Origin of the sequence: Thermomonas sp. XSG (genome assembly GCF_014678725.1) — a bacterium.
Classification (GTDB): domain Bacteria; phylum Pseudomonadota; class Gammaproteobacteria; order Xanthomonadales; family Xanthomonadaceae; genus Thermomonas.
The window spans coordinates 1192249-1208005 of record NZ_CP061497.1 but is presented as its reverse complement, the minus strand read 5'-3'; the positions used below and the strand labels follow the sequence as shown (position 1 = coordinate 1208005).

13 protein-coding genes are annotated in these 15757 nt (G+C 70.4%); 3 read left to right on the top strand and 10 right to left on the bottom strand.

Translation table 11 applies throughout. The annotated features are described in order from the left end of the window. Window positions 1-16: 16 nt before the first annotated feature. Genes ICG51_RS05715 through ICG51_RS05700 form a run of 4 tightly spaced genes read right to left on the bottom strand, consistent with a single transcriptional unit; the run spans window position 17 to window position 3596 of the window. Window positions 17-1321 (bottom strand): ABC transporter permease, encoded by a 1305-nt coding sequence (locus tag ICG51_RS05715; protein WP_190282036.1) that lies wholly within the window; start codon window positions 1319-1321, stop codon window positions 17-19. Window positions 1322-1331: 10 nt separating this feature from the next. Further along, complete coding sequence (locus ICG51_RS05710) at window positions 1332-2048, bottom strand: ABC transporter ATP-binding protein (RefSeq protein WP_190282035.1); 717 nt, start codon at window positions 2046-2048, stop codon at window positions 1332-1334. Between the two features lie 28 nt (window positions 2049-2076). Further along, window positions 2077-2286 carry a hypothetical protein gene (locus ICG51_RS05705; RefSeq protein ID WP_190282034.1) on the bottom strand — a complete coding sequence of 70 codons (210 nt, stop codon included), beginning with the start codon at window positions 2284-2286 and terminating at the stop codon, window positions 2077-2079. A 17-nt stretch (window positions 2287-2303) separates the two neighbouring features. Beyond that, complete coding sequence (locus tag ICG51_RS05700) at window positions 2304-3596, bottom strand: efflux RND transporter periplasmic adaptor subunit (protein ID WP_190282378.1); 1293 nt, start codon at window positions 3594-3596, stop codon at window positions 2304-2306. Between the two features lie 187 nt (window positions 3597-3783). Between ICG51_RS05700 and glmS the strand changes: the two genes are divergently transcribed. Both glmS and ICG51_RS05690 read left to right on the top strand, forming a co-directional pair. Continuing rightward, on the top strand, window positions 3784-5616 hold the full coding sequence (gene glmS, locus ICG51_RS05695; RefSeq protein ID WP_190282033.1) for a glutamine--fructose-6-phosphate transaminase (isomerizing): 1833 nt from the start codon (window positions 3784-3786) through the stop codon (window positions 5614-5616). Between the two features lie 138 nt (window positions 5617-5754). Then, complete coding sequence (locus ICG51_RS05690) at window positions 5755-7059, top strand: thymidine phosphorylase (RefSeq protein ID WP_190282032.1); 1305 nt, start codon at window positions 5755-5757, stop codon at window positions 7057-7059. A gap of 69 nt (window positions 7060-7128) precedes the next feature. Here ICG51_RS05690 and ICG51_RS05685 read toward each other — a convergent pair whose 3' ends face one another. After that, the gene (locus ICG51_RS05685) at window positions 7129-7539 is read right to left on the bottom strand and encodes a cytidine deaminase (RefSeq protein WP_223809531.1); all 411 of its coding nucleotides are present in this window, start codon (window positions 7537-7539) and stop codon (window positions 7129-7131) included. Between the two features lie 235 nt (window positions 7540-7774). Here ICG51_RS05685 and ICG51_RS05680 point away from each other — a divergent pair, with 235 nt between their 5' ends. After that, window positions 7775-9916, top strand: coding sequence for an EAL domain-containing protein (locus ICG51_RS05680; protein ID WP_223809530.1), 2142 nt, complete (start codon window positions 7775-7777; stop codon window positions 9914-9916). A 27-nt stretch (window positions 9917-9943) separates the two neighbouring features. Here ICG51_RS05680 and ICG51_RS05675 read toward each other — a convergent pair whose 3' ends face one another. The 5 genes from ICG51_RS05675 to ICG51_RS05655 form a co-directional block, all read right to left on the bottom strand. Continuing rightward, window positions 9944-10654 (bottom strand): ABC transporter ATP-binding protein, encoded by a 711-nt coding sequence (locus tag ICG51_RS05675; RefSeq protein ID WP_190282376.1) that lies wholly within the window; start codon window positions 10652-10654, stop codon window positions 9944-9946. A 2-nt stretch (window positions 10655-10656) separates the two neighbouring features. Further along, on the bottom strand, window positions 10657-11859 hold the full coding sequence (locus ICG51_RS05670; RefSeq protein ID WP_190282030.1) for an ABC transporter permease: 1203 nt from the start codon (window positions 11857-11859) through the stop codon (window positions 10657-10659). Continuing rightward, window positions 11856-13007, bottom strand: coding sequence for an efflux RND transporter periplasmic adaptor subunit (locus ICG51_RS05665; RefSeq protein WP_190282029.1), 1152 nt, complete (start codon window positions 13005-13007; stop codon window positions 11856-11858). The genes ICG51_RS05670 and ICG51_RS05665 overlap by 4 nt, the downstream gene beginning before the upstream one ends. Next, window positions 13004-13612: a TetR family transcriptional regulator gene (locus tag ICG51_RS05660; protein ID WP_190282028.1), complete on the bottom strand. Its 609-nt coding sequence runs from the start codon at window positions 13610-13612 to the stop codon at window positions 13004-13006. The genes ICG51_RS05665 and ICG51_RS05660 overlap by 4 nt, the downstream gene beginning before the upstream one ends. Window positions 13613-13790: 178 nt before the next feature. Next, entirely contained in the window at window positions 13791-15674 is a 1884-nt protein-coding gene (locus ICG51_RS05655; protein WP_190282027.1) for a TonB-dependent receptor, read from the bottom strand. Window positions 15675-15757: the final 83 nt, after the last annotated feature.

Here is a 15757-nt window from a genome sequence, read left to right as displayed (position 1 = left end):
CGCGGTGTCGCGCGGGTCATTGCGATTTCAGCTGCAGCGCCGGCGGCACGCGCATCGCGCGCCAGGCGGGGAGCAGGCCGGCGAGCAGGCTGGCGCCGATGGCGAGCACGAAGGTCAGCGCGAGCATGCCGCCGTCCAGGTGGGCCAGCTGCGCGTACTCGGCCGGGCGCTGGCGTACCGCCCACAGCCCCAGCAGGGCCAGCACCAGGCCGAGCGCGCCGCCTGCCACGCCAACCGTGCCGGCTTCGACCAGGCACTGCTTGAAGATCTCCATCCGCGACGCGCCCAGCGCGCGGCGCACGCCGATCTCGCCGCTGCGGCGCAGGAACTTGGCCAGCAGCAGGCCGACGGTATTGAGCAGGCAGACCACCAGGAAGGCGAACGCCAGCCACATCTGCAGGCGCACGTCGCCGGGCACGACCTGGCGGAACTCCAGCCACTCCATCACGTTGCGCAGTCGGGTATTGGCCGGGCGCTCGAAACGGCCGGCGCTGCGCTGCTGCTCGGAGTAGTTGTCGAGATAGCGTTTGTACGCGGCCGCGTCGCCGGCGCTTTCCAGCTCCACCCAGTACTGCATCCAGCTGCAGGGCACGTTCTGCGCGGTGGGGTCGTTGACGATGGTGCGGCCGAAGCAGTTCATGCTGCCGTTGCGGCCCAGCTTGAGGTCCAGTGCGGTGCTGATCGGCACGAACGCCTGTTCGTCGCTGTCGTAGCGGCCGGTGTTGAGGTCGTAGAAGTGCGGCGCCGGCTTCCAGTCGTCGATCACGCCCACGATGCGCAGGGCATGGCCGTCGATGCGCAGCTCGCGGCCTACCGGGTCGCTGCCGCCGAACAGCTTTTCGCCCAGTTCCCGGGTCACCACCGTCACCCGTGCACGGCCGTCATCATCGCCTCCGGTCCATGACCGGCCGCGCAGGAACGGCACGTCGAACATCGCGAAGAAGTCGGCCGAGGTATAGCGCAGGCCAACCGTGAACGGCTTGAGCTTGTTGCCATCCGGCTCCACCACGCCGCCGCCGCCGGTCATCATGGCCTGCCGCTTGGCCTTCTTCTGGCGCAGCAGTTCCTCGGCATCGAAGCGGGTGAGCTGGTCCTGCGGCTCGTCGCCCGGCTTGTAGCCGTCGCGCGTTTCCGGATCCAGCTGGACGTAGAACAGGCGGTCGCTCTTCTGCGGGATCGGGTCGCCGGAGAGGACGTGGAAGACGGTCAGCGTGGTCATGCTGGCGCCGATGCCGAGCGCGATCGCCAGCACCATCAGCGCGGTGAGCACGCGGTTGCGGCGGAAGCTGCGCAGGGCGAGGTTGAGGTAGTAGCCGAACATGGCGGTGTCCTCAGGCGATGGCGACGCGGGCGTGCGGCGAATGGGCGATGGCGGCCTCCATGACCACGTCCGAGGCCATGCCGTCGACGATGTGGACGTTGCGCTGCGCGCGTGCGGCCAGCTCCGGGTCATGGGTGACCATCACGATGGTGGTGCCCTGCTGGTTGATGTCCTCCAGCAGCTCCATCACGCTGCGCGCCATCTGCGAGTCCAGGTTGCCGGTCGGTTCGTCCGCCAGCAAAAGGCGCGGGCTGCCGGCCAGCGCGCGGGCGATCGCCGCGCGCTGCTGCTGGCCGCCGGAGAGCTCTGCCGGGTAGTGCTTCATCCGCGAGCCCAAGCCCACCATGCCCAGCGCATCCTCGATGCGCAGCTTGCGCTCCGATGCCGGCATGCCGCGGTAGCGCAGCGGCACGTCGCAGTTGTCGAACAGGTTGAGGTCGGGGATCAGGTTGAAGCCCTGGAAGATGAAGCCGATCTTCTCGTTGCGCAGGCGCGAACGGGCGTTGTCGTTCAGGCCCTTCACGTCGACGCCATCCAGCACGTAGTCGCCGCCGGTGAATTCCTCCAGCAGGCCGGCGATGTTGAGGAAGGTGGTCTTGCCCGAGCCCGACGGCCCGGTGACGGCGACGAACTCGCCCTCGCCGACCTGCAGGTCGAGCGAGCGCAGTGCGTGCGTTTCCACGAGCTCGGTGCGGTAGACCTTGGTGACCTGGCGCATGTCCAGCATGACGGGGATTCCTTGTGTGGTTGTCGGGTCAGGAAACGCGGAAGCGTGGCGCCAGCGCTTCGGCCGGCAGGTAGTCCGGCGTGGTGCGCGTGCGATGGCGTGCCGTGTCGGCGGGGCCGCGCCTGGCGTCGCGGTCGGTGGTGCAGGCGAACAGTTCGCCCAGGCGCGGCGGTACTGCATCGGCGAGCTGTGCGGGCGTCCAGCGGAAGGTGGGGAAGTTGCGGTCGATGGCATGCATGGCGGAATCCTCGCTGCTCAGTTGCCGGAGATGCGGACGCGCTCGGCGGTGCCGAACTGATCGGTGCCGGAGACGACGATGCGGTCGCCGACCTTCAGGCCCGAGACGATTTCCACGGACGAGAGGCTGGACGCCCCGGTGCGGATCGGGCGGCGCGTCGCGCTGCTGCCATCCACCACCCAGGCGAGGTTGCCGCCGTCCTGTTCCAGGAACGGGCCGCGCTCCACCATCAGCACGTCGCGGCGGGTGTCCATCACGATCCGCACGCTCAGCCGCTGGTTCTGGCGCAGGCCCGGGGGCTGCTTGCCTTCGGCGAAGCGCACGCGGGCGGTGACCTCGCCGTTCACCACCTCGGGCGAGACGGCGGCGATCTCGCCGGCGTAGCGGGTGTTGTTGGCGCTGATCTGCGCCGGCATGCCGATGCCCAGGTCACGCGCGAAGCTCTCCGGCACCTTGATCTCGACCTCGAAGCGGCTGAGGTCCACCACGCTGAGCACCGGCCCGTTGGTGGCGACCTGGGTGCCCTGCGGCACCTGCACCTGCCCGACCTGGCCATCGAACGGCGCGCGCAGGGTCAGTGCATCCACTTGCCGGCGGGCTTCCTCCACCACCGCGCGCTGGCGCTGCGCCTGCAACTGCTTGTTGCGCGCATCCAGCCCGGCGCCGCTGCTCTGCAGCGAGAAGTCCTTGCGCGCTGCGGACAGGCCGATGTCGGCCTTCTTCATCAGGTCCTGCGCGCGCGCCAGATCGTTCTGCGGCACCGCGCCGCCTTCATAGGCGCGCTGGTAGCGCTCCAGATCGCGCATCGCCGCGGTGCGGTCGACGCTGGCCTGGTCCAGTGCGCGCTGCGCGTTGGCGCGCGCGATCTGCGCATCCAGCACGGCGCGGCTTGCTTCGGCCTCCAGGCTGGCGAGGGTGGATTCCTCCTGCACCAGCCTGCTGCGCAGCTCGGGACTGTCGATCACCGCCAGCGGCTGGCCCTTCGCCACCTTGTCGCCGGCGACGATCTTCAGCGCCACGGTGCCGGCGGCGATCGCGTACAGGGTCGGGCTGTTGGCCGCGATCACCCGGCCTTCGGCGCTGAGATCGCGCACCAGGTCGCCGCGGGTGACGCTGGCGATGCGCAGGCGCGAGGCGTCGAACGAACGGTCGCCCGACAGCCAGCCGGAGGCCACCCAGCCGCCCAGCGCCAGCACCACCGCGGCGCTGGTCGCGGCAATGGCGATCCGCCTGCGACGGGCGGGGCGGTAGGGCGTGGCCATGACCTGGTCCTGGCCGGAGGTGTCGCGGATGCGGCGGTGGTTGTCCATGCGGGCGTCGGTGGAAGAAGGGTCCATGCCTGTCCATCAGCAATCCGCGTGCCAATCGCAAGTGTTTGATATATATGGATTTGGTGGCGGCGTCCGGTGTCCGGACGGACGCATCCCGGCGTCCGCGCGGACACCCGCCGGCCCGCTGCGACTACACTTCCCCATCCCCTCAAGGAGCAGTGCCAGCATGTGTGGAATCGTCGGCGCCATCGCCAACCGTGACGTCGTGCCCCTGCTGGTGGATGGCCTGAAGCGACTGGAATACCGCGGCTACGACTCGGCCGGCATCGCGGTGTTGTCCGGGGAGGACGTGCGCCGGGTGCGCCGTACCGGCCGCGTCGCCGAGATGGAGGCCGCCGCCCTGGCGGAAGGCCTGGATGCCCACCTCGGCATCGGCCACACCCGCTGGGCCACCCACGGCGGGGTCACCGAATCCAATGCACATCCGCACATCAGCCATGGCGAGCTGGCGCTGGTGCACAACGGCATCATCGAAAACCACGAGGCGCAGCGGCAGCGGTTGCAGGCGCTGGGCTACGAGTTCACCTCGCAGACCGATACCGAAGTGGTCGCCCACCTGATCCACTACCACCGCGCCCAGGGCGGCAGCCTCCTGTCCGCGCTGCAGGCGGCGGTGAAGGAGCTGCACGGCGCCTATGCGCTGGCGGTGATCGACAAGCGCGATCCGTCCACGCTGGTGGCCGCGCGCATGGGTTGCCCGCTGCTGGTCGGCCTGGGCGAAGGCGAGAATTTCGTCGCCTCGGACGTCTCCGCGATTGTCTCCGCGACGCGGCGGGTGATCTTCCTCGAAGAGGGCGATACCGCCGAGCTGACCCGCGACGGCGTGCAGGTGTTCGACGCCGGCGATGCGCCGGTGGCACGCGAGGTGCACGTGTCCGACGTGTCGCTGGCCTCGCTGGAACTGGGCCCGTACCGCCACTTCATGCAGAAGGAAATCCACGAGCAGCCGCGCGCGATCGGCGACACCGTGGAGGGCATCGTCGATGCGGGCGGCTTCGATGCGGGACTGTTCGGCAAGGAGGCGGCCAGCGTGCTGGCCGACGTCGAGTCGGTGCAGATCCTCGCCTGCGGCACCAGCTACTACGCCGGGTTGACCGCGCGCTACTGGATCGAGGCGCTCGCCGGCCTGCCCTGCGCGGTCGACATCGCCAGCGAGTACCGCTACCGCACCGTGGTGGGCAACCCGAAGCAGCTGGTGGTGACCATTTCGCAGTCCGGCGAAACGCTGGACACGATGGAGGCGCTGAAGTACGCCAAGGCACAGGGGCAGGACAAGACCCTGTCCATCTGCAACGTGCCGGAGTCGGCCATCCCGCGCGCCAGCAGGCTGCTGTTCCTGACCCGCGCCGGCGCCGAGATCGGGGTGGCGTCGACCAAGGCCTTCACCACCCAGCTGGTGGCGCTGTTCGCGCTGGCGGTCACGCTGGGCAAGCTGCGCGGGAAGATCGACGAGGCGCGAGAAGGCGAGCTGCTGGAGGCCCTGCGCCACCTGCCCGGCAGCGTGCAGCACGCACTCAACCTGGAACCGCAGGTGGCGTCGTGGGCCGAGAAGTTCGCGCCGCGGCAGCACGCGCTGTTCCTCGGCCGCGGCACGCATTACCCGATCGCGCTGGAAGGCGCGCTCAAGCTCAAGGAAATTTCGTACATCCACGCCGAGGGCTACCCGGCTGGCGAGCTCAAGCACGGCCCGCTGGCGCTGGTGGACACGCAGATGCCGGTGGTGGTGATCGCGCCCAACGACGCGCTGCTGGAGAAGGTGAAGTCGAACATCCAGGAAGTGCGCGCGCGTGGCGGCGAGATGTTCGTGTTCGCCGACGCCGACAGCAGCTTCAGCGAATCCGAGGGCGTGCACGTGATCCGCACGCCGCGCCACGTCGGCATCCTCTCGCCGATCGTGCATGCCATCCCGGTGCAGTTGCTGGCCTACCACACCGCGCTGGCACGCGGCACCGACGTCGACAAGCCGCGCAACCTGGCCAAGTCGGTCACGGTGGAATAAGCAGCGGCGAAGATTGTCCTGGATCAAGGCTGGCGCGCGTCGCCGCGCCTAGGCTGGCGGCGCCGGTCTTCGGCTGCCTGCGGTGATCCCGATGTCGCTTCGCCACTTTCCGCGCGGCCAGCGTCGCGCGCGCTCCGCATGAATCCCTGGTCCGCCGCTGCGCTGATCCGCGCCAAGCGCGAAGGACGCAGGCTCGATGCCGCGCAGTGGCAGGCGCTGGCCGAGGGCATCGCCGACGAGGCGTGGAGCGAGGGCCAGGTCGGCGCGTTCGCGATGGCGGTGGCATGGCGCGGTCTGGATGCCGCCGAATGCCGCGACTTCACCTTCGCGCTGCGCGATTCCGGCCGCTGCCTGGACTGGCGCGAGCTGCCCGGGCCGGTGCTGGACAAGCATTCCACCGGCGGCGTCGGCGACTGCGTGAGCCTGGCGCTGGCGCCGCTGCTGGCGGCCTGCGGCGGCTTCGTGCCGATGATCTCCGGGCGCGGCCTGGGCCATACCGGCGGCACCCTCGACAAGCTGGAAAGCCTGCCCGGCTATGACGTGAATCCCGACCCCGCGCGGCTGGCGCGGGTGGTGCGCGAGGTCGGCTGCGCGATCGTCGGACAGAGCGCGGACCTGGTGCCGGCCGACCGCCGCCTGTATGCGGTGCGCGACGTCACCGCCACTGTCGACGTGCCCGAGTTGATCGTCGCCTCGATCCTGTCGAAAAAGCTGGCCGGCGGTGCGCAGGCGCTGGTGCTGGACATCAAGACCGGCAGCGGCGCGCAGACGCCGGACGAGGCCGATGCGCAGGCACTGGCCGCGCGCATGCAGGCGGTGGCGGCCGGCAGCGGCCTGCAGCTGGCGGCGATGCTCAGCGACATGGGCCAGGTACTCGGGCGTACCGCGGGCAATGCGCTGGAGGTGCAGGGCGTGCTGGACCTGCTGTCAGGCCGTCCACGTTGCCAGCGCCTGCAGGCGCTGGTACTCGCACAGGCGGCCCGCCTGCTGCATATGGCGGGACTGGCGGAGAACGGGGAAGCGGCGCTGCTGCGCGCGCGCCAGGCGCTGGACAGCGGCACCGCGGCGGAACGCTTCGCGCGGATGGTGGCGGCGCTGGGCGGGCCGGCCGACGTGTTCACGCACGCGCTGCCGCAGGCGCCGGTGCAGCGGGAGGTCATGGTGCAGGCAGCCGGCGTGGTGCAGGCCATCGACGTGCGCGCGCTGGGCGAATGCGTGGTCGACCTGGGCGGCGGCCGGCGCGTGCCGGGCGCGACCATCGACCCGTCGGTGGGGCTGTCCGACGTGGCCGCGCGCGGGCAGTGGCTGGAAGCAGGCGCGGTCTTGGCCAGCGTGCATGCGCGCACCGCCGCCGATGCCGAGCGTGCGGCTGCGCAGGTGCGTGCGGCATTCACGCTGGGCGAAACCGCGCCCGCGGCGGTACCGGGGTGGCGTTGGCTGTAGCGGGGAGTCTGCCTGTCATCGACGAGGGCAGTCACAAGCCCGCGCGATGACCGCAGCGGCGGCTCTGCTTCAGCGCTCGGGAAAGCTGAAGCGGTGCGGCAGCAGTGCGCCTGCCGTCACGTCGAGCCACTGCGCATCGGGTTGGCGGAAGCTCACGGTTGCGTCTTCGCCGAACTCCACCAGTGCCTGCCGGCAGCCGCCGCAGGGTGAGATCGGCAGCACATCGCCGCCGGCGTCGAAGGCGGTGACCGCGATGGCGGCCAGCCGGAAGTCGGCGCCCTCCGCCTGCACCGCAGCGGCGATGGCCGCGCGCTCGGCGCAGTTGCCCAGCGTGTAGGACGCGTTTTCCACGTTGCAGCCGGTGTAGACATGGCCGGCGGCCGAACGCAGGGCGGCGCCGACGCGCAGTTGCGAATACGGCGCATAGGCCTGTTGCGCAGCCTGCAGCGCGCGCGCGCGCAGGGTATCGAGATCAGACATTTGCAGTGTCATCGGACAGATGGCCACGCATGGTGGCACGCTGCGGCTGGCCGCGCACGGCGATGGCTGGCAACCGCGGGGGAACCCCCTGCGCAGAGTGGGGTCCGCCGCCGCGCCGGGTGCCCCGGGGCCCGGTGTTGCCGGTGCCCATGCCCGCATGCGCTTGTGAATGCACCACGGCATGGGGGATGCTGCGCGATAAGCCATCGCCGGGGCGATGATGGATGGGGGCGGGATGCTTGAGGACAGGCCAGGCGCGATGCAGGGGCCCGCGCTGCACCGCATCGTCGGCATGCTGTTGCTGGCGCTGGCGGTTCCGTTGCTGGCGTGGCAATCGACGCCGTCGCACCAGCTGCCGATCCCGCACGCGGATTTCCTGGCCCTGCATTCGCTGCTGGAGATCTTCGCGGTGGCGGTGGCCGCACTGGTGTTCTTCGTCGGCATGGGGACCACCGGAGCCGAGCGCTCGACCCGCGCCATGCTGCTGGGCGGGGCATTCCTGGCGGTGGCGCTGTTCGACGCGCAGCACCTGCTGAGTTATGCCGGGATGCCGGACGTGGTGAGCGCGAATTCCCCGCACAAGTCCATCCTGTTCTGGCTGCTGTCGCGCTATGCCGCCGGGATCGGGCTGCTGGGCTACCTGTTGCTCGCGGAGCGCCCGTTGCCGGTCTCGCGGCTGCGGCGGCAGGGCTGGTACGCCGGGATCCTGCTGCTGGTGCTGTGTGCATCGTGGTTCCCGTTGACGGCGCCCGAACGCCTCGCGCCGATGTATCGCGAAGGCATCGGCCTGACCCCGCTGAAGATCCGGCTGGAGTGGGGTGCTTGCGCGCTGTACCTGGGCGGTGCATTACTGCTGGTGCTGCGGCGCCGGCGGCAGGTGGACATCGACTTCAACAGCCTGCTGCTGGCACTGCTGCTGCTGGCCGCCAGCGAGCTGTTCTTCATCCTGTACGTGCGCGTGGCCAGCACGGCCAACCTGCTCGGGCATGCCTACAAGCTGGTGGCGTACTACTTCCTGTATCGCGCCATCTACGCCGAAGCCATCCGGCGCCCGTTCCGGCGCATGCGCGACATGCTGACCCACGACGTGCTGACCGGGTTGCCGAACCGGGTGGGGTTGGCCGAGCATCTCGAGCAGGTGCTTGCGCGCAGGGAGGCGGCGAACGGCGATTGCGCCCTGCTGCTACTGGGTCTGGATCATTTCCGCCACGTCAACGACACGCTGGGCTACGCGCAGGGCGACCGGCTGCTGGTGGCAGTGGCATCGCGCATCCGCGCCAGCGTGCCCAAGGGTGTGTTCGTGGCCCGTCTGAGTGGCGATGAGTTCGTGGTGGTGCTGGAGGGCCAGCCGCCCGCCGCCGCGCGCGAGCTCGGCGAGTTGCTGCTGCAGGCGATGACGCGCGAATTCGGGATCGGCCAGGACCGCATCCAGATCAGTGCCAGCATCGGCCTGATGGCCAGCGCCGAACCGGGCCAGGCGGCGGGCGCGGTGATGCGGCATGCGGGCCTGGCCCTGCACCGGGCCAAGCAGTCCGGGCGCAACTGCATGGAGGTGTACGACCGGTCGGTGGGTGCGGAATTCGACCGCCAGATGCTGCTGGAGTCGCAGCTGCGGGTGGCGCTGGAGCGTGGTGAGCTGCTGCTGCACTACCAGCCGCAGTGGAATGTCCGCAGCGGCGCGCTGGTGGGCTGGGAGGCGCTGCTGCGCTGGCACTCGGCGGAGCTGGGCAAGGTGGCGCCCGGCGAGTTCGTGCCGGTGGCCGAGCGCTCCGGATTGATCCTGGCCATCGGCAACTGGGTGCTGCGCGAAGCCTGCCGGCAACTGCGCGCCTGGCGTGACGCCGGGCTGGCGCCGGGCACCATGGCGGTGAACCTGTCTGCGCGGCAGTTCCGCCAGCGCGACCTGGTGGACATGGTGGGCCAGGTGCTGCGCGAGAACGACCTGCCGCCCTCGTCGCTGGAGCTGGAAATCACCGAATCAATGCTGATGGACGACCTGGCGGCCGCCGCGGCGGTGCTGGGCGACCTGCAGAAGCTGGGCGTGAACATCGCCATCGACGATTTCGGTACCGGCTATTCCTCGCTGGGCTACCTCAAGGCGTTCCCGCTGCACTGCCTGAAGATCGACCGCTCGTTCATCGCCGACGTACCGGGCGATGCCAGCGACGCCGCGATCGTGCGGACCATCATCGCGCTGGCCGACAACCTTGGCCTGCGCGTGCTGGCCGAAGGGGTGGAAACGCAGGCGCAGCTGGCGTTCCTGCGCGAGCACCATTGCGCGCACATGCAGGGCTACCTGAAGGCGCCGCCGCTGCCGGCGGAACAGTGCCTGGTGCTGCTGCAGGCGCAGCGCGAAGAAGTCGTGCCTGCTCCGTAGCCGCGCCGTCCGCCGCCCGCCGTGGCTTCAGTCGAAGCCGCGGCCTTCGCCGGCTTCCTCGAAGGTCACCCCGTCGCGGATGTGGTAGATGCGCTTGAAGGTGGGGATGATCTTCTCGTCGTGGGTCACCACGATGACCGCGGTCCGGAAGCGCCGGGCCATGTCGTTGAGCAGCCGGATCACCGCCAGCGCGCGTTGCGAATCCAGCGGCGCGGTGGGTTCGTCGGCCAGGATCACCGGCGGCCGGTTGACCAGCCCGCGCGCGATCGCCACCCGCTGCTGCTCGCCGCCGGACAGCTGCGCCGGCATCGCCCGCGCGCGGTGCTGCACCTCCAGCGCGGCCAGCAGTTCCAGCGCGCGGGCGCGCGCCTCGGCATTCGCCACGCCGGCCAGCATCGGCAGCAGGGCGACGTTGTCGGTGACGTCGAGGAACGGGATCAGGTAGGGCGCCTGGAACACGAAGCCGATCTTGTCGCGGCGCAGCGCGCGCAGGTCGCGCACCTTCCAGCCGTTGTCGAAGATCACCTCATCGCCCAGCTGCATGCGCCCGGCGGTGGGGTCGATCACCGCGCCAAGGCTCTTCAGCAGCGTGCTCTTGCCGGAGCCGGAGGGCCCGACCAGGCCCACCACTTCGCCGGACGCGACCTGCATGTTGACGTCCTTCAGCGCCAGCACCGCGGTGTCGCCGCTGCCGTAACGCTTGCGCAGGCCTTCGATGCGGATGCCGGTGGCGGCCATGCTCAACCCCCGATCGCTTCGGCCGGATCGACCTTCAGCGCCATCCGGATGGCGACCACGCTAGAGGCCACGCACAGCAGCAGCACCGCGAAGAAGCCCAGCACCGAATCGCCGGGCACCAGCAGCACGTACTTGGGGAACAGCGGTGCGGCGAACGTGGCGGTGATCTTGCCCACCACGAAGCCGATCACGCCCAGCACCAGCGCCTGCTGCAGGATCATCCACGCGATCGTGCGGTTGCGGGTGCCGATCAGCTTGAGCACGGCGATCTCGCGGATCTTGTCCATGGTCAGCGTGTAGATGATGAACGCCACGATGGCGGCGCTGACCGCGGCCAGGATCACCAGGAACATGCCGATCTGGCGTGCCGAGGTGGCGATCAGCTTGCCCACCAGGATCGCTTCCATCTGCGGGCGGTCGTACACGGTCAGCCGCTTCCAGCGCCGGATCGGCTCGGCCACCTCGCTGGCGGCGTGGCCGGGCGCCAGCCGCACCAGCACCGCGTTGACCGCGCTGTTGCTGGCCTGCGAGGCGTCCACCGCGTCCAGCAGGCCGGGCACGCCGGGGCGGTTGAAGGCGGGGTTCTCCGCGGTGCGCCGGCGCTGCATCCGGATCGCGTCGTTGTCCTTGAGGAACTGCGCCTGCTGCGCGTCCTTGAGCGGGATGAACACCATCGGGTCGCCGCTGGACGACACCATGCGCCGGGTCAGTCCGACCACGGTGAAGCGATGGCGGCGGATGCCGAGCGTGTCGCCGAGGCGGAACCCGCCGGCGACGTCGGCCACCGCCTCGTAATGGCCGCGGGTGACCTGCCGGCCGGCCACCAGCTGCGGCGGCCAGCCAGGGGTGCCGGGCGCGCCGGCGGCGATGCCGACCACCATCGCGCGCACGTCGCGCTCGCCCTGACGCACCTGCATGGTGAGGTAGGTGGCGTTGGCGGCCTGTGCCACCCCGGGCAGCACGTGGATGTCGCGCCACAGGTCGTCCGGCACGCTGGAGGATTCCGCATACGGGCCGAGGGTGTCGCGCTGTACCACCCACAGGTCGGCGCCGCTGTTGTCCAGCAGCACCTTGCCGTCGTCGACCATGCCGCGGTACACCCCGGCCATGGTCAGGGTGACCCCGATCAGCAGGCCCAGGCCAATGCCGGTGAACAGGAACTTGCCCCAGGCGTGCAGGATGTCGCGGCCGGCCAGGCTGATCACGGCGCGGTGCCCCGGATCTGTTCGACCACGTGGATGCGGCTGTTGGCGGTCAGTGCTTTCTCGCTGTACAGCACCACCTGTTCGCCGCCGGCCAAGCCCTTGCGCACCTGCACGTTGCCGTCCAGGTCGCTGCGGCCAAGTGCCAGTGGCGCGAACTCGAGTTCGCCATTGACCAGCTTCCACACGCCGCGCTGGCCACCCACGGTGCGGATGGTGGCGTTGGGAATGGCGGGCATCGCCGCCTGCGCCGGCAGGCGCACGGTCACTTCAGCCAGTTCGCCCAGCGGTGGCAGCGGCTTGGGCAGGCTGGCGAACACGATCTTGGCGCGGGTTTCCTCGGTCACCGCGTCGGCCACCGGCTCGGTGCGCAGCACCGTGCCCGCGTGCGCGCCGTCCGGCCCGGAGCGTAGGGTGATATCGGCGGACAGGCCCGCGGCCAGCCCACCGGCGGCGATCTGGTCGAAGCGGGCGTCGATCCACAGGCTGGACGGGTCGATGACTTCCACCACCGCCTGCCCTGCCACCAGCGTGGTGCCGGGGTCGGCGTTGCGCGCCACCACCAGCCCGTCCACCGGCGCCACCAGCGCCAGGTTGCCGCGCTGCGCTTGCACCGCGTCGCGTTCGGCCTGCAGGCGGCGGATGTCGTCGCGCGCGGCGGCCAGGCCGGCATTGGCCACGTCCAACTCCTGCCGGCGCGCGGAGGCGGTTTCCACGCTGACCAGCTGCTGCTGTGCCAGTTGGCCGTAGCGCTGCGCCTGCGCCTGCGCGTAACGCTGGCGCGCCTGCGCCTGCAGCAACGCCGCCTGCGCGCTGGCGATGGCGGCCTGCTGCGCGCCGATGCGGTCGTCCAGATCCACCGGCGCCATCGCGCCCAGCACCTGCCCGGCCTTGACCGCATCGCCCACGTGCACGTCCAGTCGCTGCAGCCGCCCGGCGTAGGTCGGGCCGATTTTGTAGCTGTAGCGCGCCTGCACGGTGCCGATGCCGTACAGCGCCGGCGCGATGCTGCGCTTGGCCACGCTGATGGTGGTGACTTCGACCGGCGCCAGCGGACCGGAGCGCACCGCGACCCAGGCAAAAAGCAGCACCAACGGGACGATGGCCGCGACCAGCATCAGCGTGCGGCGGGATATGACGGGCAGGCTCATGGCTGGCTCCGGATGCCGCGGCAATAGATGGCGAACACGCCGGGCGCATCGCGGCGGATGCGCGCCACGTCGCCGGCGATCAGCGACTGCATCACCAGTCCCTGCACGGTGCCGATGAACAGGGTGGCGGCGGCGTCCAGGTCCAGCCCGGCATCCAGTTGCTGCCGCGCGATGCCGGCCGCCAGATGCGCGCGCAGGCGCTGCGCATAGCCTTGGGTGAGGGTCTGCGCCATGCGCTTGGGGAGGGTGTCGCCGGGACGCTGCAGTTCGCCGAACAGCATTCGCGGCACGCCAGGATGGCGGGCGACGAAGCCGACGTGGGCCATGAACATCGCTTCCAGCGCCGCCAGCGGAGTGGTGGCTGAAGCCGCGGCCTGGTCCAGCTGCGCCAGCAGGCGCTCGCTGACCCAGCCCATCACCGCCTCGAGGATCGCGTCCTTGTTGGGAAAGTGCCGGAACAGCGCGCCCTGGGTCAGACCCATGCGCTGGGCGATGGCGGCGGTGGTGATGTCGCCGGGGTTCTGTTCGGCGGCCAGTTCGACCACGGCTTCCACCGTAGCGGCGCGACGCTCGCCGGCGGGCAGGGGGCGCGGGCGCAGGCTCATCGGGTTTCCGATAGTGAGTAATTAATTACTCACAATGTTGGACGCTCGCCGACCCGTTTGCAAGGGGTGCGCCCGCCCCAAAGCGGAAATTCCGACCGCCGGCACAAAAAGGGCCCGGCATCACTGCCGGGCCCTGTCGCATCCCTGCGCGCGTCCTTGCGGTGCCGCCTCCCTCAACTCATTGCGGCTGCCAGCGCAGGCTCAGTGCGTATTCGCGTCCGGGCTGGACGTACCAGGCACTGGTTTCGTAGCGCTTGTCGAACAGGTTCACCACGTTGGCCTGCAGGGTCCAGGCCGGGGCGAAGCGCCAGGACACGCGGCCGTCGAGGGTGCCGTAGCCGCCGACCCGCAGGCTGTTGGAGACATCGTCCCAGCGCGCGGCTTCGCCGATGGCGGACAGGCCGAAGCCCCAGTTGCCGAACTTGCGGTCGAGGTCGATGCGGGCGCTGCGGGTGGGGCGGCGCGCCAGGCGCTTGTCGTGGTTGAAGCCGGTGCTGGCGTTGCGCGCGTCCAGCCAGCCCAGCTGGCCGCGAAGATCCCATTCGCCCAGCGCCACGCTCGCGGCCAGCTCCAGTCCGCGGATGCGCGCCTGCTCGACGTTGCCGGGCTTGCCGAGGCTGGCGTCCCAGGCGATCAGGTCATCGATGCGGGTGTGGTACGCGTTGGCCTGCACCTGCCAGCCGTCGCCGCTGCGCTGCAACGACACCTCGCTGCTGCGCGACGCCTCGGGACGCAGCAGCGGATTGCTGTAGCCGGGGTAGTACAGCTCGTTGAAGCTGGGCGCCTTGAACGCGGTGCCATGGCTGGCGGTCACGCGCCAGCCGTCGGCGATGTCCATGCCCCAAGCCAGCCCGCCGGTGAGGTGGCCGCCGAACTGGTCGTTGCGGTCACTGCGCAGCGACAGCTGCAGGTCGTGCGCGCCGAAATCGCCCTGGTACTGGGCGAACACGGCGCGGTTGCCGCGGGCGGCGGCGAACGGGGACCACGGGTCGACGATGGTGGCGCGATCCCGCAGCCAGTCGAAGCCCGCGCTCAGCAGCTGGCCCTGCGCCACGGTCAGGTCGGCCTGCAGGCTGGCGCTGTCGCGGGTGGTGGTGAAGCGGTTGCTGAAGGTGCTGCCGAGGCGGTTGTCGGAATCATCGCTGTTGCGACCCACGGTCAGCTTCAGCTGCACGTCACTGGCCGCGGCCCAGCGCACGCTGCCGCCGACGGTCTGCTGGACGATGTCGGAGTTGTCGACGTAGTCGCCGTCGTAGTCGTTGTGGCCCTCGGCGCGGGTGGCGCGGGCATCGATCTGCCAGCCATCGCTAGCGGCGAAGTCGGCGCGCAGGCTGGCGCTGCTGTTGCGGTAACCGTCGTGGTCCAGGTGCGTGCCCGGCACGATGAAGCAGCCGGCGCCGGCCCAGGTGGCCGGGTCGTAGAAACCGCGGCAGGCGTTGATGCCGTCGGTTTCCTGATGGGCGACATCCACGCCCACGCCGCCGCGCTTGCCGCGCAGGTCGACGCCGGCCGAGGCTTCGCGCAGGCCGTGGCTGCCGGCGGCGATGCGGCCGCGGCCGCGCACGCCTTCGGCCTCGCCGCGGCGGGTGAAGATCTGGATCACCCCGCCGATGGCGTCGGCGCCGTACAGCGAGGAGCGCGGGCCGCGCACGATCTCGATGCGCTCGATCTGCGCCAGCGGCAGGTCCTGCAGCATGGTCAGGCCGGAGGCCGGCGACCCCACGCGCACGCCGTCGATCAGGAACAGCGTGTGGTCGGATTCGGTGCCGCGCAGGAACAGCGTGGACAGCTTGCCCAGCCCGCCCTGGTTGACCAGGGTGATGCCGGCGCGGCCGCGCAGCAGCTCCGGCAGCGAGCGCGCGCTGCTGGCGTCGATCTGCGCGCGGTCGATCACCTCCACCGCCGCCAGCGCGGCGTCGGCGGTGCTGGCGGTGCGGGTGGCGGTGACGACGACCTTGTCGAGATCGGTGGCATCGTCGCCATGCGCCGATGCCAGGCCGGGCAGCGCCAGTGCGAGCGCCAGCGGGCTGAGACGGAAAACGGTATCGCGATGGAACTTCATGTTCGGGACTCTCCGGCGCGCACGCCCGCGCGCCCTGGGATGGTGGGCGACGGCAAACGCAGAGGACAACCACGGACACAGGC

Excerpts from the sequence above, each read along its gene's own strand:
- ICG51_RS05710 (WP_190282035.1), bottom strand. The coding sequence starts at position 2,048 with ATGCTGGACATGCGCCAGGTCACCAAGGTCTACCGCACCGAGCTCGTG.
- ICG51_RS05685 (WP_223809531.1), bottom strand. The coding sequence starts at position 7,539 with ATGTCTGATCTCGATACCCTGCGCGCGCGCGCGCTGCAGGCTGCGCAA.
- ICG51_RS05655 (WP_190282027.1), bottom strand. The coding sequence starts at position 15,674 with ATGAAGTTCCATCGCGATACCGTTTTCCGTCTCAGCCCGCTGGCGCTC.
- ICG51_RS05680 (WP_223809530.1), top strand. The coding sequence starts at position 7,775 with ATGCTTGAGGACAGGCCAGGCGCGATGCAGGGGCCCGCGCTGCACCGC.
- ICG51_RS05700 (WP_190282378.1), bottom strand. The coding sequence starts at position 3,596 with ATGGACAACCACCGCCGCATCCGCGACACCTCCGGCCAGGACCAGGTC.
- ICG51_RS05690 (WP_190282032.1), top strand. The coding sequence starts at position 5,755 with ATGAATCCCTGGTCCGCCGCTGCGCTGATCCGCGCCAAGCGCGAAGGA.
- ICG51_RS05705 (WP_190282034.1), bottom strand. The coding sequence starts at position 2,286 with ATGCATGCCATCGACCGCAACTTCCCCACCTTCCGCTGGACGCCCGCA.
- glmS (WP_190282033.1), top strand. The coding sequence starts at position 3,784 with ATGTGTGGAATCGTCGGCGCCATCGCCAACCGTGACGTCGTGCCCCTG.
- ICG51_RS05715 (WP_190282036.1), bottom strand. The coding sequence starts at position 1,321 with ATGTTCGGCTACTACCTCAACCTCGCCCTGCGCAGCTTCCGCCGCAAC.
- ICG51_RS05675 (WP_190282376.1), bottom strand. The coding sequence starts at position 10,654 with ATGGCCGCCACCGGCATCCGCATCGAAGGCCTGCGCAAGCGTTACGGC.
- ICG51_RS05660 (WP_190282028.1), bottom strand. The coding sequence starts at position 13,612 with ATGAGCCTGCGCCCGCGCCCCCTGCCCGCCGGCGAGCGTCGCGCCGCT.
- ICG51_RS05665 (WP_190282029.1), bottom strand. The coding sequence starts at position 13,007 with ATGAGCCTGCCCGTCATATCCCGCCGCACGCTGATGCTGGTCGCGGCC.